Annotated in this window: 14 protein-coding genes and 1 pseudogene; 6 read left to right on the top strand and 9 right to left on the bottom strand. The window is 68.5% G+C overall.

The window, feature by feature from the left end; genetic code table 11:
- The first annotated feature begins 315 nt into the window (after window positions 1-315).
- The 3 genes from QF032_RS30905 to QF032_RS30895 all read left to right on the top strand — a co-directional run bounded on the left by QF032_RS30905 (window position 316) and on the right by QF032_RS30895 (window position 3747).
- Window positions 316-1530, top strand: coding sequence for a globin domain-containing protein (locus QF032_RS30905; protein WP_307058362.1), 1215 nt, complete (start codon window positions 316-318; stop codon window positions 1528-1530).
- Between the two features lie 38 nt (window positions 1531-1568).
- Window positions 1569-1982 carry a hypothetical protein gene (locus tag QF032_RS30900; RefSeq protein WP_307058360.1) on the top strand — a complete coding sequence of 138 codons (414 nt, stop codon included), beginning with the start codon at window positions 1569-1571 and terminating at the stop codon, window positions 1980-1982.
- A gap of 193 nt (window positions 1983-2175) precedes the next feature.
- Window positions 2176-3747, top strand: a complete 1572-nt coding sequence (locus tag QF032_RS30895; RefSeq protein WP_307058358.1) for an oleate hydratase — start codon at window positions 2176-2178, stop codon at window positions 3745-3747.
- An 822-nt stretch (window positions 3748-4569) separates the two neighbouring features.
- Here the strand turns inward: QF032_RS30895 and QF032_RS30890 are convergent.
- Complete coding sequence (locus QF032_RS30890; protein WP_307058355.1) at window positions 4570-5895, bottom strand: esterase/lipase family protein; 1326 nt, start codon at window positions 5893-5895, stop codon at window positions 4570-4572.
- Between the two features lie 18 nt (window positions 5896-5913).
- Window positions 5914-10107, bottom strand: a complete 4194-nt coding sequence (locus QF032_RS30885) for a caspase family protein (RefSeq protein ID WP_307058353.1) — start codon at window positions 10105-10107, stop codon at window positions 5914-5916.
- Here QF032_RS30885 and QF032_RS30880 point away from each other — a divergent pair.
- On the top strand, window positions 10037-10552 hold the full coding sequence (locus QF032_RS30880; RefSeq protein WP_307058351.1) for a gamma-glutamylcyclotransferase family protein: 516 nt from the start codon (window positions 10037-10039) through the stop codon (window positions 10550-10552). The two genes, QF032_RS30885 and QF032_RS30880, sit on opposite strands and share 71 nt — an antisense overlap.
- Here the strand turns inward: QF032_RS30880 and QF032_RS30875 are convergent.
- The 7 genes and pseudogenes from QF032_RS30875 to QF032_RS30845 form a co-directional block, all read right to left on the bottom strand.
- A complete protein-coding gene (locus QF032_RS30875; protein WP_307058349.1) occupies window positions 10525-11511 on the bottom strand; it encodes an amidohydrolase family protein in 987 nt (328 codons plus the stop codon). The genes QF032_RS30880 and QF032_RS30875 overlap by 28 nt on opposite strands.
- Window positions 11498-12664: a glycosyltransferase family 4 protein gene (locus tag QF032_RS30870; protein WP_307058347.1), complete on the bottom strand. Its 1167-nt coding sequence runs from the start codon at window positions 12662-12664 to the stop codon at window positions 11498-11500. The genes QF032_RS30875 and QF032_RS30870 overlap by 14 nt, the downstream gene beginning before the upstream one ends.
- 22 nt (window positions 12665-12686) lie before the next feature.
- Entirely contained in the window at window positions 12687-13562 is an 876-nt protein-coding gene (locus QF032_RS30865; RefSeq protein WP_307058344.1) for a phytanoyl-CoA dioxygenase family protein, read from the bottom strand.
- Window positions 13563-13679: 117 nt separating this feature from the next.
- Window positions 13680-14243 (bottom strand): annotated as a pseudogene (locus QF032_RS40930) (transposase); the annotation flags it as partial.
- Window positions 14204-14929, bottom strand: coding sequence for a hypothetical protein (locus tag QF032_RS30855; RefSeq protein WP_307058340.1), 726 nt, complete (start codon window positions 14927-14929; stop codon window positions 14204-14206). The gene QF032_RS30855 and the pseudogene QF032_RS40930, both read right to left, overlap by 40 nt.
- Before the next feature lie 24 nt (window positions 14930-14953).
- Window positions 14954-15298 carry a transposase gene (locus QF032_RS30850; RefSeq protein WP_307058338.1) on the bottom strand — a complete coding sequence of 115 codons (345 nt, stop codon included), beginning with the start codon at window positions 15296-15298 and terminating at the stop codon, window positions 14954-14956.
- A gap of 855 nt (window positions 15299-16153) precedes the next feature.
- On the bottom strand, window positions 16154-16288 hold the full coding sequence (locus QF032_RS30845) for a hypothetical protein (protein ID WP_307058336.1): 135 nt from the start codon (window positions 16286-16288) through the stop codon (window positions 16154-16156).
- 110 nt (window positions 16289-16398) lie between these two features.
- On the opposite strand from QF032_RS30845, the gene QF032_RS30840 reads away from it, so the two are divergent.
- Both QF032_RS30840 and QF032_RS30835 read left to right on the top strand, forming a co-directional pair.
- Window positions 16399-17349, top strand: coding sequence for a hypothetical protein (locus tag QF032_RS30840; RefSeq protein WP_307058335.1), 951 nt, complete (start codon window positions 16399-16401; stop codon window positions 17347-17349).
- An 82-nt stretch (window positions 17350-17431) separates the two neighbouring features.
- On the top strand, window positions 17432-22219 hold the full coding sequence (locus tag QF032_RS30835; protein ID WP_307058333.1) for a CHAT domain-containing protein: 4788 nt from the start codon (window positions 17432-17434) through the stop codon (window positions 22217-22219).
- Window positions 22220-22389 lie beyond the last annotated feature (170 nt).

The following is a 22389-nucleotide window of genomic DNA, read 5'->3' as shown; positions in this document are numbered from 1 at the left end:
TTCATGGCACCCCGCTCGCGGAAATCGGCAGTCTTCTCTCCAGTGGCAGGTCGGCGCCCACGCATCCGCTGTCGCTGCTCGCTCGCGCCGCCGACGGCGGGCAGGGCCGTTGGGAGATCGCTGCGGCGCCGTCCGGCCCTCTCTTCGGGACGCCCCGTTGGGCCGATGCGCCCGAGTCGGTGGGGCCGGTCGGCCCCTCTTCGCCCAGCACCGCGAAACGACGCCGAAGCGCGGCCCGGTGCCTGATAGACAGAGGTCGGCCGCCTCGTGGGATGCGGTCTCCTTTCCCCTCATCAGCCCTGCCCGGGAGGCTTCATGCTGTCCACAGAGTCCGCCGCCGTGGTCCGTGCCACCCTGCCCGCCGTGGCAGGAGCGCTCGACGAGATCACGTCACGCTTCTACGACGCGATGTTCCGCGACCGGCCGGAGCTGCTCGACGGGATGTTCAACCGTGGCAACCAGGCCAGCGGAGCCCAGCGCCGCGCGCTGGCCGGCTCGATCGCCGGATTCGCGACCGCGCTGCTCGACACCCCCGACACCCGCCCGGACGTCTTGCTGGACCGGATCGCGCACAAGCACGCCGCGGTCGGCGTCACCGATGACCAGTACACGATCGTGCACAAATACCTGTTCGGCGCGATCGCCGAGGTCCTCGGCGACGCGGTCACCCCCGAGGTGGCGGCCGCCTGGGACGAGGTGTACTGGCTGATGGCCGGCGCCCTGATCGGCCGTGAGGCCCGCCTCTACCAGGACGCGGGCCTGGAACCCGGCAAGGTATGGCGGCAGTGGACGGTTGTCGAGCGCCGCACCGAAACCCCGGACGTGGTGTCCTTCGTCCTGCGCCCTGCCGACGGTGAGCCGGCACCGCAGGCACGGGCAGGCCAGTACGTGAGCGTACGGGTCCTCATGGCCGACGGCGTGCACCAGCTGCGCCAGTACAGCCTCTCCAGCGACCCGGGGGGACAGCTGCGGCGCATCACCGTCAAGCGGGTCGCCGGCACCGCCGACGCACCGAACGGCGAGGTCTCCACCCTCCTGCACGACCAGATCCACGCGGGCGACGAACTGACGCTCTCCGCTCCCTTCGGCGACGTGTTCCTCGACGACCCGGCCGACGCCACCACTGCGGTCGTCCTCGTCTCCGCCGGTATCGGCGGCACCCCCATGACCAGCATCCTGGCCCATCTCACCGCCCTCGGCTCGACCCGCCCGGTGCTGGTCCTGCACGCCGACCGCTCCCCAGCCGACCACGCCCTGCGCGCCGAAACGAGCCACCTGGTCGACCAACTGCCGGGCGCCCGCGCAATCTTCTGGTACGAGCACCCCGGCGCGGAGGAACCCGGCTCCCGCGAGGGCCTGATGAACCTCGACGGCATCGACCTGCCCGAGAACGCCACAGTGTTCCTGTGCGGCCCGCTGCCGTTCATGCGTGACGTCCGCGCTCAGCTGCTGGGCGCCGGGATTCCGGCACAGCGCATCCGCTACGAGGTCTTCGGCCCCGACCTGTGGCTGCCCGGCCCCGCGGCCTGACCATCGAGCCCCCCACCGCACCTCCAGGAGGAACCGACATGACCAGGAATGACACCCCGGCCACCACTCCCACCGTGTTGCTGCGTTCAGACGGCGCAGTGGACGCGGAGACCCTGGCGTACGCCCGCACGAAGATCGACGCCGTCGTGAGCAGGCCGGGACTGCCCGCTGTCACCGGCGAGGTGCACATCATCAGAGCCTCGGCCAACCACGCGGACCGTCCCTGGTCAGCGACGGCCACCCTGCACCTCGGACAGCGTCAGGTGGTCGTGCTCGCCGAGGAAGCCACCGGCCGGGAGGTCGTCGACCAACTCCAGGACCGGCTGCGCCGCCAGACCGACAAGGCCGCACACTCCGACCGCCGGCCGGTGGCACCACCGTGGCGCGACGGCTCCGCAACCGCTCCTCCTGCCGCAGGCAGCGACAGCTCAGCACACTTCCACGGGGCCTGAAGCCGCGCCGGGGAGTACAGGCCCGGCCGGTGACGGTTCACCGGCCGGCCTCTGTGCTTACGCAGGAGATCGCCTCGCGGGCCGTTCGGCCCCCACAGGCGACCAACGGCCCACTGACGGCGCTCATCGTCGCCGGAAAAGCTGATGCCGTGCGGTGGTTCCCGATCAACAGGTGAGAACGAGGAGTTGTGTGATGGCAAAGGCATATCTGGTGGGCAGCGGTATAGCGGCGCTCGCCGCGGCCACGTTCCTGATCCGCGACGGCGGGTTCGACGGAGCGGACATCCACCTGTTCGAGGAACAGCGCAACGTCGGCGGCAGCCTGGACGCGGGCGGCACCGCCGACGCCGGCTACTCCATGCGCGGCGGGCGGATGTTCGAGGCCGAGTTCCGCTGCACCTACGACCTGCTGTCCACCATTCCCACCCTCGACGACCCCATGGTTTCCGTGACCCAGGAGATCCTGGCCGGTCACGAGGATGCCACCTGGGACGACATCGCACGCCTCGTCGACGGGGACGGAAAGATCGTCGACACCACGTCGATGGGTTTCTCCGAACGTGACCGACTCGAACTGGTCCGCTGCCTGGCAACCCCCGAGGGGCACCTGGACGGCAAGCGGATCACCGACTGCTTCGCCGAGCACTTCTTCACCACGAACTTCTGGTTCATGTGGTGCACCACATTCGCCTTCCAGCCCTGGCACAGCGCCATCGAGTTCCGCCGCTACCTCAGGCGCTTCATCCACCTCTTCCCTGACTTCGCCACCATGTCGGGCATCCACCGCACCCGCTACAACCAGTACGACTCCATCGTGCGGCCCCTGACCGCCTGGCTGCGCGAACGGAGCGTCACCATCCACACCGGAGCCCACGTCACCGACCTCGGCCTCGCGCCGGGCCGCCGCAGTACGAGGGTCGAGCGCATATACCTGTCCCGCAGCGGCCGTGACGAACAGATCGAGGTAGCCCCCAAGGACCTGGTCCTGGTCACCAACGGCTCCATGACCGACGCCTCCAGCCTCGGCTCGCACACCTGCGCACCGCCCCCGCACCCCCATCGCTCGGACGCCTGGCTGCTCTGGCACCGACTGGCCCGGGGACGCGACGACTTCGGCAACCCGGCCGTCTTCGACAAACACGTCAAGGACTCGCGCTGGGAGTCGTTCACCGTCACCGCGAAGGATTCCGCCTTCCTCGACGCCCTGGCGAAGTTCAACGGCCGCGAGACCGGCCGCGGCGGCCTGATGACCTTCACCGACTCCAACTGGCTGCTCACCATCGTCGCCCAGCGCCAGCCCGTCTACCGCGAACAGCCCGAAGGCGTCTCGGTCTGGTGGGGCTACGGCCTGTTCCCCGCCCGCACCGGCAACCACACACCCAAGCCCATGACGATGTGCTCCGGGCGCGAAATCCTCGAAGAGGTCCTGCACCACCTGCACTTCGACGAGCCGACGGCGGCCCGGGTCCTTCAGACCTCGATCGTCGTGCCCTGTGTGATGCCATACATCACCAGCCAGTTCCTGGCCCGCCGCCGCGACGACCGGCCCAAGATCGTGCCCGATGGATCAGTCAACCTCGCCTTCATCGGACAGTTCGCCGAGGTGCCCGACGACGTCGTGTTCACCGTCGAGTACTCCGTACGCACCGCCTGGACAGCGGTGGCCCAACTCCTCAAGCTCGACAAGCACCCGCCCGCCGTCCACAAGGGCCATCACGATCCCCACGTCCTGGCCGCCGCTCTGGAGACCATGCGCCGCCGGTAACCCGGGGCCAGCCGACGCGTTCTGGCCCGCAGCGGGGCGTCAGCCCCCATCTCCGCGTTCGTCTCACAACGCGCTGCGAGGCGGAGGGCGCCCTCTACGAACGGATTTCTTGACGTCTCGCAGAGCGGCCTTCCGGAGCCTCTCTGTGAGAACCAGGCGTCGCCAACCCACCTGAGCTGCATCGCCAACAAGCTGCTGGCCCATCAGGACAGTCGACCACACAGACGATGTCTGGTACCCCGACTACTCCTGGCGCACCATGCGCCACGACAGCATGTCCTGCTACGGATTCACCCGGTCCCTCTCAGGCTGGACCCGAGTAATGCCCCGAGACCGAGCACCGCCTCGTCGACCACCTCGGCCAGCTCCGCATCGCGCCGTCCTGCCGTCGGGCCGGCACCAGCCTCACCACGCGCCGGCGAGGCCGGGTGTCGGAGCCGTTGCCCCGACGGAGTAGCGGAAGGCCGGGGCAGTGGCACGACGCCCTAGCTCCCCGGTCAGGTGCCGGGTTGCGGGCAGCGTCCGGCAGCGAGCGGCGTGTAGCGATGCCACCCGCCTACCAGACCAGCAAAGCAATGCGGCCGCGCGATGAAGAGGGTGAATTTCTCGGCGGTGAAGCGTGAGAGGCTGGCGACCGCCGTCTCCGGCAATGCCGCGGCGGGCGCTCCAATGCTGCAGACGCCTGTGAGGGCCCGGGGGTGGGATCCCCCGGGCTACTCGGCGATCTAGACTCACTGACCCAGCCGCGGACGGACGCAGCATCGACGTTGACCGCCCGACCGACCTTTTGAGATCGAAATAGCTAGGAGAGCACCGAGTCGCTCAAGCGGCGACGACCAGCTCGGAGATGCGCGCCTGGCGGGAGCTCGACGCCGTCTCGACGACTACGCGCCAGGTGCCCGGGACCACATCGAGCTGACAGGAATATCCACCGTGGCCATCCGGGATTAGCTCTGTCAGCTGCACGGGCGGCCCACTCGACTCGTTTTGAACGTAGGCCCGGAGAAGTAGGTGGGGGTCCTCGGCGTTGACCACGATTGGCAGCGGCGCCGACGACAAGACGAATTCGGGGACATCCAGGCTGAGGCTGATCGACTGGTCCATGTACGCGCCCAGTTCGATCCCAGTTAGCTTGTCGATGAGCTGGTCGATGAGCCGGCGATTGCTCTGCAGTCCGGAGTGGCGGGCCGCGAAGAGGCTTGCGTCGGTGTCGTCCGGCCAGCCATCGGGGACGGACGAGAAGCGCGGAACCGTTCCGTCACCTCTGATCTCCTGCTGTCCGTGACGCCGGTCGTATCGAAGGGTGCCGCCGACGACGCGGACGGCATTGTCGGTGGGCTGCTCTTTACCTCCGAAGACGTGCAGCTGGTACGGCCTGGGGTTGGCGTTCCGCGCAATCGCCTCGGTGATCTGACGTTTCAGCAGGACCGCGTCCGCGACAGCGGCCGAAGCAATGCCGGGGACCGGCACGTCGGCCAGCCGGCGGTAGTCTCCGTCAGTTTCGACGCAGGCGTAGGTTGGCAGGAGCTGATGTACGGCGGGAAAGGTGCGCGCCACCTCGGTCAGCCGCTCGGCCAGCGACCCGAGTGACAAGCCGATGTCGCCAGCCAGCATGCGCACCGCCTTGACCGAGCCGCTGAACGGTGTGCCGATGGTGATCAGCCGGTTGACGCCGTCCCGGCCGCCGAGCACCTCCAGGTAGTAGCGGGCGATCAGGCCGCCCATGGAGTGACAGAGGAGGGTGACGTCGCGAGCGCGCGTGCGGTCGACGGTCTGGTCCAGGAAGTGTCCGAGCCGACGCGCATTGACCCGGACGGACAGCCGCCAGTCATACGCGAACGGCATGACCCGGGCCACTTCGCCGAGTCGTTCGCCGAGTATCGAGGCCAAGCGGCCGTACCCCGACCCGGCCCAGAAGCCGGGCCAGATGTGCCAGCCGGAGATTAGCCCGGCCGGCTGCAACGCCTCTTCGGCGTCCGGCTCCTCGTCGCCGATGCCGGCGGGCAGGCGCAAACGGTCCATCGTCTCGACGGTCCGCGTCAAGCCCCGCGACAGGGCGCTCAGGGAGAGGTTCCAGACTTCCTCGTCCCGGTGCCGAAGGACCGACCCTGTGATTCCGGGGATGATGACGATGAGTTTGTCGTCCATTGCGCTCCTCTCAGCCGTCTACTCGGGTTCGACGAACAGTTCGACGACCTGGGTCACGTAGTCGTCGGCCGCCGCCAGGTAGACAGATCCGGAATGGTTGGCTAACGCCACGTGCTGGGGACCGCGCGGCGCTTCGCCGATCACGTCGACCAGCCCGCCGCCGTCGATGTCCCAGACCCGGACGGCGAACTTGTCGCCCGCCGTGAGCAGGCAACTGCGGCCCTGATGTGTTGCGAAAGTGACGAAGCCGCACCAGTCGGGCTGGGCGAAGCGATGCACCTTGGCCCCGGTCAGCGGATCCCACAGCCCGGCGGTGCAGTCGTCACTGCCGGAGGCCAGCAGCCATCGCCCGCCGATGCGGCCCAGGGCTACCGAGCTCGTCCACGCCGTGTGATCGGTGATCGTCGCGAGGGCCACCCCGGTGACGGCGTCCCAGGTCCGGACGACGCCGTCGTCGCCGGCGGTGGCCAGCACCGCCCGGCCGGACACCTCGGCTAGGGCGACGCTGACGATCCAGTTCTCATGACCGTCGACGGTCAGCAGGACGGAACCGTCCAGGGGGTTCCAGACCCGCGCGGTGCCATCATCGCTGGCCGAGACGATGACCGGCCGGTCGTCGATCGCGCCGAGCGCTACCTGCCGAATCCACCCCCGGTGCCCTTCGAGCCGCTGCAGTTCCCGCCCCGACTGCGGGTCCCAGATGCGGATCGTCGTGTCCTCGGCCGCGGTGACCACGACGTCCCGTCCCCGCAACCGGCCGATGCAGACGGAGTAGATCCACCCGCGGTGTCCGTCAAGGGTCGCGACGAGCGAACGCGTTTCGACATCCCATAGTCGGCAGGTCTCGTCATAGCCAGCCGACGCGAGGACCGTACGACCGCCGACGACGCCCGTCGCCACCGATCGGACCCAGCCCCGGTGCGCCGACAGCGCTCCCGAGAAGTGGCCGCTATCTAGGTCCCACAACCGGACCATCCCATCGTCGTTACCGGTCGCGATCAGCCGACGGCGGCCGTGCTCGATCACGGCGATGCAGACCACGAAGCCAGTGGTCGCGGTTCGGTCGATGAACCCGCGCCAGGTACGACCGGCCAGCCGCCCGGTCCTACCGTTGAAGAAGCGAATTTGCCCATCGTCGGTGCCGGTGACCACCAGGAGTGTGCCAAATGCCGGGAGCACGGCGGCCGAGGCGACCCGGCTCGGCGAGTGCTCGAACTCCTGGCGTGGTTCGCCGGTCCGCAGCGACCACAGCCGGGCCGTACCGTCGTCTCCGGCGGTGACGACGAGCGGTTCGCCGTCGAGGACGGTGGACGTCACGGTCCGGACTCGTCCTCGGTGCCCGCTCAGCATACGGATCGTCGTGCCGGCGGCCACGTCGGAGATCCGGACGGTGCCGTCGTCGCCGGCGGTGATCGCTACCATCGTGCCGTCGAGGTCGGCGACCGCCAGCGCGTGCACGGCGCCGTGCGGCCCGGGCAACGTCGTGATGGTGTCGCCGCGGTCGAGATCCCGGACGCGGATGACGTCGTCATCTCCGGCTATGACGGCCAGCGTCGTGCCGTGGAGGTCGGCGATTGCCACCGCGTGGATGGCACCGTGCGATCCGACGAGCCGGCGAAGGAGGTGGCCGGTGTGCAGATCCCACAAGAGGACGTCGGTGGCGGTGGCGGTGGCGGCCGCCGGCCGCCCGCCGATGTCGCCCACCGCGACTGCGCGTACGGCGCTCTCGGCGCCGGGCAGGCGCCGAACCAGCCGGCCCGTCGCCAGCTCCCAGATGTTGGCGGCAGTTCCTTCGGCGGCCATGGCGAGCTCTTGACCGGCGACCCGGCCGATGACAATCGGCGTCCCGCGGTGCGATGCGCCGTCGGGCGCCGTGGCGCGCAAGCTCCAGCGGCCGGCCCACGGAAGATCGAGCGCGGTATTCAGCAGAGGCAGCGCCTCGGGCTCGTCGAGCAGCGCGGCCGCCTGCATCAGCGCCGCCCGGCGTTCCGGGCCCTCGTTGTCCATCCTGTCGTTCGCCTTGCACCAGAGCCGGGCGAGCGGACTCTGCTGAAGGTCGACGTACCCGATCACCTTGGCCAGTTTGTATTGGTCGCTGTGCACCATGAACTGCGAGTTCTCGGCGAGAGCGGGCAGGCGTTCGGCGGCCGCCGCATGGGTGGACAGGTGTTCCCGGATGTACGCGTTGGCGGTGCTCCACGAGCGACGCCCGTCCGCGTCGGCGATGGCAACCAGGGTGTCGGTGATGATTTCGTGAGCCAGCTGCGGGGTGAGTCGCGTCCGGGCCCGTAGGTAGGCACCGAACTCCTCGTGGAACGGACGGTAGACGGTCTGACCACCGTCGCTGAGCGCCTGTAAGTAGTCGCCGGCGTGGTAGACGACCCAGGCCAGGTCGGCCTCGGCGTAGCTGGCGCCGGGTGCCAGCGCGTTCGCCAGCGGCAGCCACACCTCGCTGCTCGGCAACCCTCGGCCGTACGCCCAGGCCAGCGGACGCAGCAGGTCGTGAACGGCGACTTCGCGGTCACCAAACCGCCGCAGGTCGGCCTCGAACGCGGTATGCAGGTCGGCTTGGAGCAGAGTGTCCAACGCCATTGACGCCACCGCGAATGTCCCGGGATTTCCGAGGATGGTGTCCGCCAGCACGCGGGCGAGGAGAAAGTTTCCGCGGCTAACGTCGGCCACCTCGGATGCCAGGGCGTGCACGCGGGCGCGGTCGCCGGAATAGGAGGTCCCGGGTGCGGTCAGGAGCCGATGGGTTACGAAGTTTGTGATGGCCACCTTTTGGAGCGGATCCTCGTTGAGCCGGACGACGACGTCGGGCTGGAGCAGGTCGACGATGGTGGCCGCCAGCGTGGGCGGCGGGAACGCCACCTCTCGACCGGTGGAGTGCATCCGGGACGACACGAGGATCTGGTGGCCGGCCCGCGCAAACGGCTGCACCAGCGTCATGATGATGTCGTGCAGATCGGGCTCGTACGCTTCATCAAGTGCGTCGATCACCACGATCCCCTCGTTCCGGCGGCCCTGGGCCGACCGTACGATGGCGCTGGCGTCTGGCTCGTCCGTGGTCTCCTCGAGTGGCGGGAAGATCTGGGCGAATTCGCCTACCACGTCCACCAGGCTCTTACCGGAGAGGTTCACCCCGCCGATGACCCGGGGGGCGAGACCTGGGTCGGTGTCGGCGCGCAACGCTCGCCGAACGATCTCGCGGGCGAGGGCGGACTTCCCGCTTCCCGGCGGACCCGTGATCAGCAGGAGGTTCCCTGCCGATCCGGCAGCCCAGCCGCTGATGCGGCTGAGCGCGGCCTCCCGGCCGAAGAACGCCCACGGCCGGCTCGCCTCCTCGCTGGCACCCTCGTAGAAGGTCAGGAACTCCTGCAGGCTCGCGGCGGAAGTGCCGTCCGTGGCTGCTCCAATCTCGGTTTCGTCGATCGCGCGGCGTCGAAACCGCGGATTCGGGAAGAAGCGTCCCACCATGCCGAACATGTCGAACTCCGGCGCCTGGGTGCTGCCGTCGGATTCCAGTTTTTCGCGAATCGCCGCGGCCAGGTCCGACGGAGAGATGTGACTGTCCTGGTCGGTCCACGACAGCCACCGGTCGGACGGCACCGCACCCTCGTCCAGGACGGCCAACAGGGCCGAACTGAAGGCGCCTTCGCGGGCCTGCTGGAAGCGGCCGGCAGAGCTGATCACGGCGATGCCCCGGCGGACGCCGCGTGGGTAGCGACGTTGTTCGACCACCCCCCGGTAGGCGCCGACGATCTCCTGCGAGCCGCCACCACCGTGACAGGAGTCGACGACGACGACGACTTCTTCGTAGGGCGACTCGGCCAGCAGTTCGCCCAGGGCGTGACCGGAGATCGCCGTCGCCGCCAGGGCTTTCGGCAGGCTGTCGGTGCAGATCAGGTAAAGCCGCCCGTCGCCGCGGGTTTCGCCATGCCCGGCCCAGTACAGCAACAACCGCCGGCCCACGTCGGGCCATCGGGTCAACGCGCGCAGCAGCACGGTGGAGGTCGTGTCGCCGTTGGTCGCGAGCTCGCGCGGGTTGAAACCGGTGGAGTGGAGTTTGGCCGATACCTTGCCGATGCACCGAACAATTCGCGGCAAATCCGAGAAGTGTTCGTATTTTTCGATTGCTACGATGGACAGGTGGTCCGGATGCGGTGTCGGACCTTCGGCGGAGCCGGTGGGATCAGCCAGAGGGGACACCACGATGAGCAACCTTCCGGTGTTCGTCTACGGCACCTTAAGACCGGGTCAGTGCAATCATGATGATTACCTGGCGGGCCGATACCGGCAAGCAGTTCCGGCGATCGCACCAGGACATGTTATGTACGCCCAGGACGTCCCGATAGTCAGCGACGGCGACGGCAGCGTCGCCGGGGATCTGATCTTCCTACGGTCCGAGGTCTACGACGACACCCTGCGGAGACTCGACCGCCTCGAGGGAACCGCCGACAGTGGAGGAGCGGGGTTGTACTGCCGGGTGATTCGAGCCGTGCTCCCCGTTCGGTCGGACGGCGGCGGTGTCGACGCCTGGATTTATCACGCAACGCCGGCGACCCAGCAACGGTTCCACGGGGCGCCCCGGGTGCTCTCGGGAGACTGGCTCGCGCGCAGTCCGCGCGGTCACGGACCGCGTCCCAACAAGCGATGATGATTACCGGCGTACAGACGCTCCAGCACCTCTCCCGGCAGGCCCAGCCCGTCAACGGCGGCGGCCGCGCCGGTCATGGTATATGCGCCGTCCAGGGTGAAGGTGTCGCGCGATTCGAAGAGCCGGAACAGGGTCCGGTACAGCCGCTCGGACAGCGGATAGTCGGAGCCGAAAAGGACGCGATCTGAATGCTTGATCAGCAGCCGTCGAGCCGCGTCGACGCTCTGCCCGAGCCACTCAAAGCGGGCCGAGGTATCCACCCCGAGATTGCAATGCTCGGAGAGCGCCGCGTCCAGGCGCTCCAGGTCGTCGCCGACATTGCCGAGGTGGGCGGCCACGAAGCGGGTTCGCCGGTGGCGTCTGACCAGCGCGCAGAGCTGCTCGAACAGCACGTCCCGGCTGAGGCCGGCGGACGGGTCGACGCGCCATTCGGGATGGGGGTCCAGCACCGGGATGGCCTCCCGGGTCGGCGGTGACGGCTCGAAGAACTGTGGCGGATCGGCCGTATGGATGAGCACGGGTACTCCCAGGTCGCCGGCGGCCCGCCAGATCGGATCCAGGCGCGGGTCGTCGACCGGCACCAGCTCCGACCGATCGTCAACCACCGCCAGTCCGAGGGCTTTGGAGATCTTGAGTCCTCGAGCACCACGAGCCACCTGGCGCCGAAGCCGGTGCGCCGAGCGTTCCGCGAACCGGTTACCCTCGGCCGCCCACTTGTCCCACGCCACGCCGCCGAAACACCGGTACCGGTCCGACCGGCCGAAGCGGTCGAGGCGTTCCCGGAGGATCTGCTCCCCCCAGCCTCCGTCGAGGTCGGTGACGCCGGTGACGCCGACCGTGTCGAGAAGGCCGAACAGCGCCGACGGCGGCCGCCCGTTCCACCACGGGCCGTCGAGCGGATCGCCGCCGATGGACGGATCGAGGTGGACGTGACAGTCCCAGACCTCAGGTCGCGGCATCGACGTGCCCGGGGGTCTTCGCGATGACACTGCGGTACATGCTGGCCATGCCTTCCCGCATATGATCGGCCGTGTGGCTCGAACGGATGGCGGCGGCCGCCCGGAGCGCCATCTCGCGACGTCTCTTGGGCGAGCGAAGGATCTCGATCGCGGCGTTCGCGAATCCGTCGGCGTCTCCCGCACCGACCAGAACGCCGGTGCGGTCGTCGTCGATGATCGCCGCGAGGCCGGCCACCGCGGTTCCTACCACCGGCACACCAGAGGCCATAGCTTCGAGGACGACGAGCGGCATGCCCTCGAAATCTGCAGGGTGCAGTAGCAGGTCGGAGACCGCGTACACCTCGGCGGGTTCGGGCACAAAGCCGATCATGTGCATTGTGGTGAGGTCGTCCGACGCCAGACGCTCCCGGAGCCAGTCCCGCTCGGCACCTTCGCCGGCAAGGATAAAGTGTGTTTCTGGAATCACCTGGCTGATCCGCTGGCAGGCATCTATGAACAGGTCCGGCCGCTTCTCGCGGGAGAGCCGGCCGACAAAGCTGACGACGGGGGCACCGGCCGGGATGCCGAGCCGCCGGCGAAGCCGGGAGTCGTAGTCCGGCCGCGGGAGAGCGGCCGGGTCAGCGCCGTTCGTGACGACCCACACCGGGATTCGCTGGAAACGCCGGAAGGTGGCCGCCTGATCTTCGTTGCAGGCCGTCATGGCGTCCGCCCAGCGGGCACAGATCACCTCGGCCACGGTCGAGAGCAGGTGCTGCGGGGTGTCGGTGAAGATTCCGTGGTTGGAGTAGACGGCAGGCAGGGCGCTCCATCCGGGTCGCCGGGCCGTCCGCAGCAGGGCCAGCAGAAAGGCCGCCCGACAGCCGTGGAAGTGCAGGACCGTAACGCCATGCCTTCGGGGATCGACGCGCGCGAATCCACGGGCAGCGCGCAGCCACTGGACGAAGCCGTGTCCGGCGGGGAACGGAACGGCGGCCAGGCCCCCGTCGGCGACCAGCGAGCCCCGGTGGTCGGTGGCCGACACGAAGACGACCGCGCTGCCCGGCCGCGCGGCCTGTTGCACTCGGGCAAGGGTGCGCACCGCGACGTCACGACCGGTCAACTCGGGGCGCTCGAAGATCACATGACCCACGACGTACGAATCGCGATTCTCCACTCGGTATGCATCCTGTTCTCAGCTACGACCGGGATTCGCCGTCCACCTCGAGCAAGGTGGCGACGTCTCCCATGTCGTGTGCCCAGAGCATGATCTGCGGTGTATCGACGAGGTAGGAACCGTAAACGGACTTGAAACCTAGCAGCTCCTGCATCGTCCGCGGCAGCTGACGGGCACGCTCGAGACTGACCGACAACGGTGTCGCCTCTTCGGTGCGTAACCAGTTCGCACAGTAGGTGAGGGTCATTCCCCGACGCCACTGCGACGTCCGGTTCGCTCCCCCGCCGTGCGCGACCCGGCCCTTAAAGAAGAGGCCGCTTCCCGGCGCCATCTCCGCCGGTACGGTCTCCGGCCGCGGCGCCGCCTCCCAGTCGACGTCGAGCACGTGGCTGCCCATCGCCACCCTGGTCGCCCCGTTCTCCTCGGTGAACTCGGTCAGTGCCACCATGCAGGAGAACATCAGCGGCGGACCGTCGACCGGGCGCACGTACCTCGGCCAGATAATCTCGTCGACGTGCAAGACCTGCTCCGGCTCACCCGGCCCGATCTCGATCACTTGGGCCATGTTGAGCTGGTAACCGCCGTGCGGCGTGCCGAGTTCGTGGTCGGCGTACCCGAGGATCAACGGGTGGGTCATGCACTCGACGCCGGCGTCACTCTTCGCGGCCAGACCCATGAGCCGGCGGGTGTTGCGGCCCTGCTGTTCGAGAGCCACCGGGTTGTCGAGGTAGCCGTAGCCGGGCACTCGCGCGTCGAGTATCGGGTCGAGGTCCCGGTTGACCCGGTCAAGCAGCTCGGGTCCGACCAGGTCGGTGACGATGACTGCGCCGTCGCGATCGCACCAGGAGGCGATCTCGTCGATCGTGGACGTGGCCGGGATCGTCTTCAGCGCCGCCACAGGCTGTTCCTCCCTGCGTTCCCCTGGACCGATCAACACCGCTGACCGCAATCCGTGCTAATCAAGATTAGACGTGAACGACTTGGTGCACTACTAAACTTGCATTCGTGATGTCGGTCAGCCGTCCACGATCAGCCCGGTCTCGGCGAGGCAGCCGTCGACCAGGTTCGGGCGGTCCTGGATCTGCTTCAGCCGGCGCTTCACGGCCCGGGTGATCTGGCCGAGGTCGGCGGCGGCGAGGTTGCCGAGGTCGCGCTTGACCAGTGACCAGATGCCTTCCTGCTGGTTCAAGTCCGGTGCATAGGACGACAGTTGGAAAACGGTGAGCAGTGGGAATTCGCCTGGATGAACGCCAGCAGCGTCTTGGTCAGGTGCAGGCGGAGGTTGTCCCACACGAGCACGATCGGGCCGCCGAGCTGGGGTGTGGGCGCGGACGAGCAGGTCGCGGAAGTCGCGTCAGCCGAAGCCCTTCGGCTCGTCCTTGCGCCCGCGGTACTCGCGCATCGCGTAGATCAGCCGGGACCGCTCACCGGGCCCGTAGCAGGTCATGCCCGCCAACGACACGCGTCCGGAGCCGCGCCCGCGCACCCGCACAACCGGGATGCGGCCCCGGCGGCCCCAGGTCCTGGCACGCGGCGGGGTCAGCGACTGCCCGGCTTCGTCCTCGAAGACCAGCCAGGCGCCGAACTCGCCGTGATCTCCTGGTTCTTCCCGCCACGCTCGAAGTGGTCCATGGCCTGCAGCCTGATCCGCTCCCGCGCGGCCCTCTCGACGTCGGTCCACCCGCCGCCCTGCGTGGACGCCCTATAACGCGGGGGCGCGGGAACCCGGTCTGACCAGGTTGAAGACCTCACGGGCAGCGCTGTGGGTGGCCCTGGGCCACCACGTCCCTCTTCTCCATCATCGTCGGGTGGGCCGAGGCGCGCGCAGGTGCGGAAGAGTTCGGCGTTACCGAGGCTGGTCAGCCGTCCCCGCAGTGCGGGATCGGCGATGACCAGGACGGCTTTGAGCTGGTTGATCGCCTGGGTATGGGCCTTAACCGCGGAGTCCTTGGCGAGCTTGAAGATCCGGGCGCTGTGCACCGGGCCGTCGCCGGACTTGGCCCGGGCCCGGGCCCGGGCGCGACCGCTGAGCACGGCCCGCGCGCCGGCCTGCGCGTCGAGCGGGTCCGACTTCCCCAGCAGCCGACGGGCCGAGCGATCCGGCCGGCGCTCGACGATCCACCGCTTGGGCAGCACCACGAAGCCACGCATGTCGGCGTTGCGTTTGGCGATCGCCAGGACCAGGGCGAACGTGGCCAGGCAGTACTCGATGAGGCTGCCGGTGTAGCCGCCGTCGGCCCAGACCAGTTCCAGCCGGTGGTGCACGTCGGCGGCCTGCCCGAGCAGGGCCTAGGCGGCTATGCGGTCGCCGGTGTCCGCGGCGGTGACCACCACGCCCAGCAGCAGGCCGAGGGTGTCGACCACGACGTGCCGCTTGCGCCCGTTGATAAGCTTGCCGCCGTCGAAGCCCCGGCTGTCCCCGCCGACGACGGCGTCCGCCTTGACGGACTGCGAGTCGACCACACCGGCCGACGGCTGCGCGCCCCGCCCCAGATCCTCGCGGACCCTCGCACGCAACCGGTCTTGGAACTCCTTGACCAGGGCGTTGTCGCGCCAGCGGCGGAAGAATGCGTAAACGCGATCCCATGGCGGGAAGTCGACGGGCATCGCCCGCCACTTGATCCCGTTGTCCACGAGATCCGCATCGCATCGAGCACCACCCGGTGGCAATACACCTCCGGCCGGCCACCCCGGCCGCACATCCAGCCCGGCACCGGAAGCAGCGGCAAGACCCGGGCCCACTCCGCGTCCTTCATGTCCGTCGGATACCGCCGCTCACGCATCGGGTAGTCGGCGGCGTTTCCGAACCGGTGAGCCAGGCAGTCACACTCCCAGGTGACCGCGCTGGACTGCCCGGCCATCGGCACGCAAGACTGCTGTACCAGGGCCTCCTGCTCCTGCTGCTCGGTGATTAGACACCAACGAGCTGTTCAGGAGGCCCTGTTATATGCGCCCAGCGCCCGGCGACCACCCGATCGGGACTCCCGTTCGACGCGCCTCTCTCAAGATCGAAAAGACAACAGCTTCTGAGGTGTGTCACGGTGTCACGGCTTGAGCAATCCGCTGTCGCCGCGCTCCTTGGTGGCACGCAGCGCAGCGCTTGACCGAGTCCTGCCAATTGACCAGCTGTCACATCGTGTCGATCAAGCCGTGGGCTACCAGCCTCACCAGCATGGGCTCCCAGTGGGAGCCAAGGGACAACCGGCCGGAAGCGGGGACCTGTACGGAGCACCCGCTCCTCTTCTACCTTACGGTTCCCGTCATTGCGGCATACTCGCGGGTCAACGCCCCCTTTCCCATGGCTTGAGCAGAATCCCAGCGCTACAAACCGATGCACCCTATCGTGAGACTGTGGATGTGGAGTTGAAGGCGAAAAGGGGCATCGCCCGTGTCTGCGCAAGCCCGGATGACCTCCGCCAGGTCCTTGACGATTCGGCGCCGCTGGACGCGGTCCTGGATCTCCTGCGGTCCGCCCCAGGGGATCTGGCTTCACTGATCGGTGTGCTCGACGCCCTCCACAGCGCCCTGCAGCAGGCCGGTGACCAGCTTGGTCTGTACGGGGAGGCGGCCCGGGGTGTCCCCAGCGGGCTGGGGCCACGGCGCCGTACGGACGTCGTCTTCCACTGCCCGCAAGGACGCTGTGCGCGGTCGGAGCGGCCCGGCCCGGATGTGACTGAGCGCCCTCGCTGCACTTTGTTCGACGAGGATCTCCGCTGGAACGCCTGGACCGCCTCATGACCGTTCTGCTCGAGGAATTGGGCAAGAAGTTCGCCGAGCGTTGGTTCACACTGCTGGTCCTGCCCGGCGCTCTCTACGTGTGCGCGGTGGCAGCCGCGCGTCAGCTCGACGGTTTCGCCTTCGGACCTTTGACAGCATGGGTCAAGGGGCTGTCTGTACCGCACAACGGTGCCTCCGCGTTGCTGTACGTGGTGGTCTTCGGGGTGGTCGCGGCTGCCGCCGGACTCGCGGCCTCCGCCGTCGGTGCGCTTGTGGAGCGCCTGTGGCTCGCCGAAGACTGGCTGTCCTGGCCGAGTCCGCTGCGTCGGGCGGCCCAACTGCGGGTCGAGGCGCGGCAAGCTCGGTGGGTTGTGGTGGAGAGGAAGGAAGCCGACCTCCTCGAGCGCTACGGAAACGGCCTCACCTCTGACGCCACGCCCTCCGGTGTCACCGAACTGGATGTGCAGTTGGCCCTGCGCCGGGTCCTCTCCATCGCCGAAAGGCGGCCCGCACGCCCCACGTGGATGGGTGACCGCATGCACGCCGTCGTGGCCGGCTACCAGCAGGAGTGCCTCCTGGACCTGCCCAGTGTCTGGCCTCATCTGTGGCTCGCGCTGCCCGATGCCGTGCGCGCCGAGATCAAGGAGGCGCGAGAAGCGGTCAGCAAGGCCACGACGCTGGCCGGCTGGGCCGTGCTCTACGTCGCCGTGGCCTATCTGTGGTGGCCCGCTTTCCTCCTGGTCGCCGGCCTGTTCCTCACGGCACGGCAGCGAGGGCGCCGGGCGGTGGAGGCGTACGCCCTGCTGGTGGAGGCGGCGACCCGACTGCACGCGGGCGACCTGGCCCGCAGTCTGGGCTTCGACCACACCGGTCCCCTCGACGCCCGGACCGGGCAGGCCATGACCCTGCTCGTCCAGGGGCAGGGTCATCTCATCCCGCTGACGCTCGGCTGGCCCGGGCAAAGGTAGCCGGGACGATTGCGGGATGGTCTGCCAAATCCTGTCATGGGGATGATTGGTCATCGTTGTGACCCGGGGGGGGGACGGCGCGGTGGAACAAGGCTTCCTCGCGGATATGGAAGCGCGGTTGCAGCGCTTCCGGACCAGTGGTGATCCTGCGCATCTGCTGGACGAACGCGCCCAGGGCGAGGCGGCTGCGTTGGCCGCTCTCCTCAACGCCGATGCCGACCTCAGGTGCCACTTCACGCTGGGGTTGTTCCACTGGTACCGCAGTCGCCTCCTTCCTTGGCGCGACGCCACGGAAAACGCCGCGAAGGCCCATGACTTGCTGTGGCCCTGCTACGTCGCTGGACGGGAAGACCTCCCGGCATCCGTGGTGCCGGTCCTGGCCGCGCGCGCTCTCCGGTCGGTGACCGGCCGGCTGGAGGAGACGATCGCCGGTTCGGCCGGTCCTCCGCCCAGCGAGCTGGTGTCGCTGTGGGCGCGCAGCTTGGAGCTGGCGGCACCTGGGGCTCGGGAGGAGACCATCGCCCGGGTGCTGCCCGCGGGCGGAACGTATACGCCGGAGCAGTTGGACCTCCTGATCGACGTGGGCCGCGCCATCGTCAAAGCCACTCCGCGGGGCCATGACCTCGAAGCCCCCGGCCTGTCCGTACTGGCCAGTTGCCTGATCGAGCGCTTTCACGCCAATAACTCCACAGCAGACCTCGAAGCGGCCGACGAGGCGTTCCGCACGGCTCGGGGGATCACACCGCCAGACCACCCGATGGCCACCCAGCTGGAGCTCCAGCGTCGCCAGACGCGGCGCCTGCGGCTGGCGCACATGGCAGGGAAGACAGAACTCGACGAGGCCGTCCGAGCCGCGCGCAACGCCCTGACGGCTGACGAGTCCGCCCCCGATCGACAGTCCCGGCTCCACGACCTCGCCACCGCGCTGAACAGCCGTTACCAACGGTTCCGGTCTGCCACCGACTTGCAGGACGCCATCAACGCATTCCAGGAGCTGAACGACCGTGCACCGGTCGACCACCTGGATGTCCTGCGCATCGACGAGATCAGCTCCTTGGCCGAGTTGTTGTCCGCGCGGTACCAGCTTCACCAACGGTTGCCCGACCTGGACAACCTGATCGACGCACTCACCGCGCTCGTCCACACCGTCCACATCACGTCCCCGCTGTACATCCCCTCCCTGCGCCATGTCGTCACCGTCATGGCGGGCCGCTCCGAGATCACCGGCCAGCCAAGGGACCTCGACGCAGCAATCACGCTACTCGAGACCATCGAGCGTGATCTGCCCGCCAACGCGCCGCCGACCGCCGACGTTCTCCTACTCCACGGCCGCATCCTGCAGACACGGGCGAGCCGCCTGGCATTACCAGCGGACCTTGACAAGGCCATCGAACTGTACGGGTCGGCCGCGGCGGCTTCGGCGCCCGGTCGGACCGTACGACTCGACGCCCTGAAACATCTGGGGGCGGCCCTGGGCCAGCGGGCGCAATGGTCGGGACACCGGCCTGACGACATGGACAAGGCGGTGGCCGCCGCCCAGACGGCCGCCGACGAAGCTCCGCCCGATCACCCCTTACGTCCCTCGCTCCTGCACGACCTCGCCGGCGCCCATCATCGCCGACACCACCTGACGCGGAGCACCGCGGACCTCGACGCGGAGATCCGCATCAACCGGCTGCTGCTGGATGCCGGCGGCACGGAGGACCCGGAATACCCGCTGCGCGCCCAAAACCTTGGGATCGCACTGCTGTTGCGGTCCGAAGCCGTGAACGACCCGTCCGACGCGAACGAGGCGGTGGACGTACTGAGCGCGGCCCTCCAGTGGGCCGAAGAGGGCACCCCCCAGGTCGGTGTGCTGGAGCACATTCTTCGTGGGGCATACCGGTGGCGCTTCACATTCACCCAGGACTGGCGGGACGCGTGGGCCGGGGCCACGGCCACGAAAGGAAATCCGTCCCCTGATGAGTCATCCGCCGACCGGCTCTTCATGCAGGCGGACAGCTGGCCACAGTCTCCCTGCCCCGTCCTCGTCGATGGACTGGGGGTGGCGCATACGGAGACGCCCGGCTGGAACGAAGGTTGGATTCCCTTCCTGACCCAGATGGGTGAAGCTCTGGACAACGTGCCTCCAGGGACCCCCGGATGGCTCTACGCGCAGCGCTTCAGGCAAGTCCTGCGTGAGTCGCCGACCGCCCTCAGCAGCCTGGACGGGGTAGAGGAACTTGCCAACGCCTACAGAGCCGTTCTGCAGCCGATCAACCTACCAACCACGACCGCCGGCCACTTGGACTACGACGCCTCACTGGAGGCGCTCAGGCACGAGCTTCGTGACCCCGCCGCCCGCCCGTACGGCGCGCTGCGCGTCCAGACGCTGATCGACGCGCAGCACAAGGCACTCGAAGAACCGGAGCCATCCGTGCCTGCGCGGTACACACACCAACGGCTGGCCTGCGCTCTACTCACCACCTACGAGCGCTCCGGTGACCTGCACGAGCTCGACGCGGCCGTACGCGCCATGCGCACTGCACTGGCGGCCACCCCTTTCAACAACCCGGAGCGGGCCGCGCACCACTGCTTCCTGGCCCATGCCCTGTGGCAACGGTACGAGCGGACGGGCGAACAAGAGGACCTCACCGGCGTGATCGCCTCGCTGAGACACCTGAGCGAGCTGCTTCCACGCGGCGGCTGTGGGCAATGCCGGCGGTGCCGCCTGCGGGGCCGGCTCCACTTCAACCTCGCCTGCGCGCTGCGCCGCGTCTTCGAACAGACCGGGCGTGAGGAGAACGGGGCGACGGCCCTCCTGCAGGTGTACCTGGCACGGGCCTACGTGCTCCCGGGCCATCCCGACTGCGACCTGTACGGGGCACTGATCAACTGGTGGGTCCCGGACTCCGCACAATCCACCGAGGACTTGAAGGAACTGATCCGTGCCTACCGCGCCGTAATCGACGACCTGCCCGAGGGAGATCCCGATCGGACAGTGTGTCAGTCAAATCTGGGGGAACTGCTGCGGTTGCTTCACTTACGTACCCAGGACAGCACGACCTTGGACGCGGCTATCGAGGCTACCCAGTGTGCCGTAGCGGGAACCGCGGTACCGCGGGCGGCACACGCCTGCGACTTGACACGGCTGGCCGCACTGCTGCTCCAACGCCACCAACAAGAGCGCGATGAGGCCGACCGCGAAGCGGCGATCCAGGCGTACACGCAGGCGGCGGCCGTCCCCACAGCGCCGCCGCCCCTGCGCATCGACGCCGCCCAGTCCGCCGCCGCACTCTGCGCCCCCGACCGCCTCAGGGATGCCACCCAACTGCTCACCAATGCGATACGGCTGCTCCCCGACACGGCCCCTCGGCATCGGCCGCGCGCGTTGCAGGAAAGCGCCCTGTCCGCTTTCCCCGGCCTGGTGGCCGACGCCGCGGCACTCACGCTCCGCACCGCGGATGCGGACACGCAGGAGCCGCCTGCCTACCAGGCGTTGACCCTGCTGGAGTCGGGCCGTGCGGTACTGATCGGCCAGGCCCTGGAGGTCCGGGGCGACATCGCCCTCCTGCGGCAACACCATCCACAACTGGCCCACCATTTCGTAGAGCTGCGCGCCGCACTCCATCTCCCCGACGGCGAAGGCGAGGTGGAAGGAGAAGCAACCAGCTCAGCGACCCGAGCCTCCCACCACAGTCGCCGCCTGACCGAAGAACTCACCGAGGTGCTGCAGGAGATCCGCAGGCAGCCCGGTTTCGCCTCGTTCGCGCGGCCGCCGACCCTGCGGCAGCTGGCAGCCCAGGCAGCCCAAGGTCCCATCGTCATCTCCAACGTGAGCGACCACCGCAGCGATGCCCTGATCATCACTGAAGACGGCATTATGAGTCTGGCGCTGCCGACGCTCACTCCGCATGCCGTGAGACATCAGGTGCGGGCCTTCCAGCATGCACTGAGGCAGGCCACCGACCCGCAGCTGAGAGCCGTGGATCGCACGGGCGCCCAAGGACGTATGCGGACCGTTCTCGCATGGCTCTGGGACAATGCGGCCGGTCCCGTACTGCACCGCCTCGGCATCGACTCCGCGCACCGCACATCAGCCCCATGGCCCCGAGTGTGGTGGATACCGGGCGGTCTGCTCGGGCAGCTCCCCCTGCACGCAGCCGGCCATCACGACGAGGCCCTCGACGCCCCCGATCGCCGCACCGTACTGGACCGGGTGGTCTCCTCCTTCTCGCCCAGCGTCCGGGCACTCGACCACTCCCGCACGCGCGACAGAAGCCAGCACCGGCCACTCGACAAGGCGCTGATCATCTCCATGCCGAAGACCCCCGGCATGAACGCCCCGCTCAGCTGCGCCGATGAGGAAGCCCACGTACTGAAGTCCCGGCTTCCCACGTCCCTCCGACTCACGGACGCGACGAGCGCCCAGGTCATGGCACACCTGGCCGACTACCCGATCGTCCACTTCGCCTGCCATGCCGTGTGCCATCCGACGGAACCCTCGCAGAGCACGTTGCTCCTCACCGACCACGCCTCCGCTCCCATGACCGTGCGACGTCTGAACACCCTCAACCTCGGACAGGGCCGGCTCGCCTACCTCTCCGCCTGCAGTACGGCCGTTACCGCCGCCGATACCCTGCTCGACGAAGCCATCCACCTCACATCGGCGTTCCAACTCGCGGGCTTCCCTCACGTCATCGGCACCCTGTGGCCAGTGGACGACACGACCGCCCTCCAGATCGCCACTGCCTTCTACGGCCATCTCACCGAGTCCGGTCCCGGACCCGGCGACGTGGCTCTGGCACTGCACAAGGCCCAACGCGATCTTCGCGATACCTATCCTCTGTTGGTCAGCACCTGGGCCGCCCACCTGCACACCGGCGCCTGAGCGCCTCAGTGTTTGGTCTTCGGGGGCGGGCACGCGCAGGCGAGGTTTCCGCAGGCGCGCTGATGCGTCCGGTACTTCCGCGGCCGGCCGTCAAATCAGGCCCGCGTCCAGGCACCGATGGGTGTTCAGTGCTTCGTGGATACTGATCCGCGGGTGGCTTGGAGGGCCGC

This window comes from Streptomyces achromogenes, from assembly GCF_030816715.1.
In the GTDB taxonomy this organism is placed as follows: Bacteria; Actinomycetota; Actinomycetes; order Streptomycetales; family Streptomycetaceae; genus Streptomyces; species Streptomyces achromogenes_A.
The sequence above is the reverse complement of the archived record's forward strand: the minus strand, read 5'-3'. Positions and strand labels throughout refer to the sequence as shown.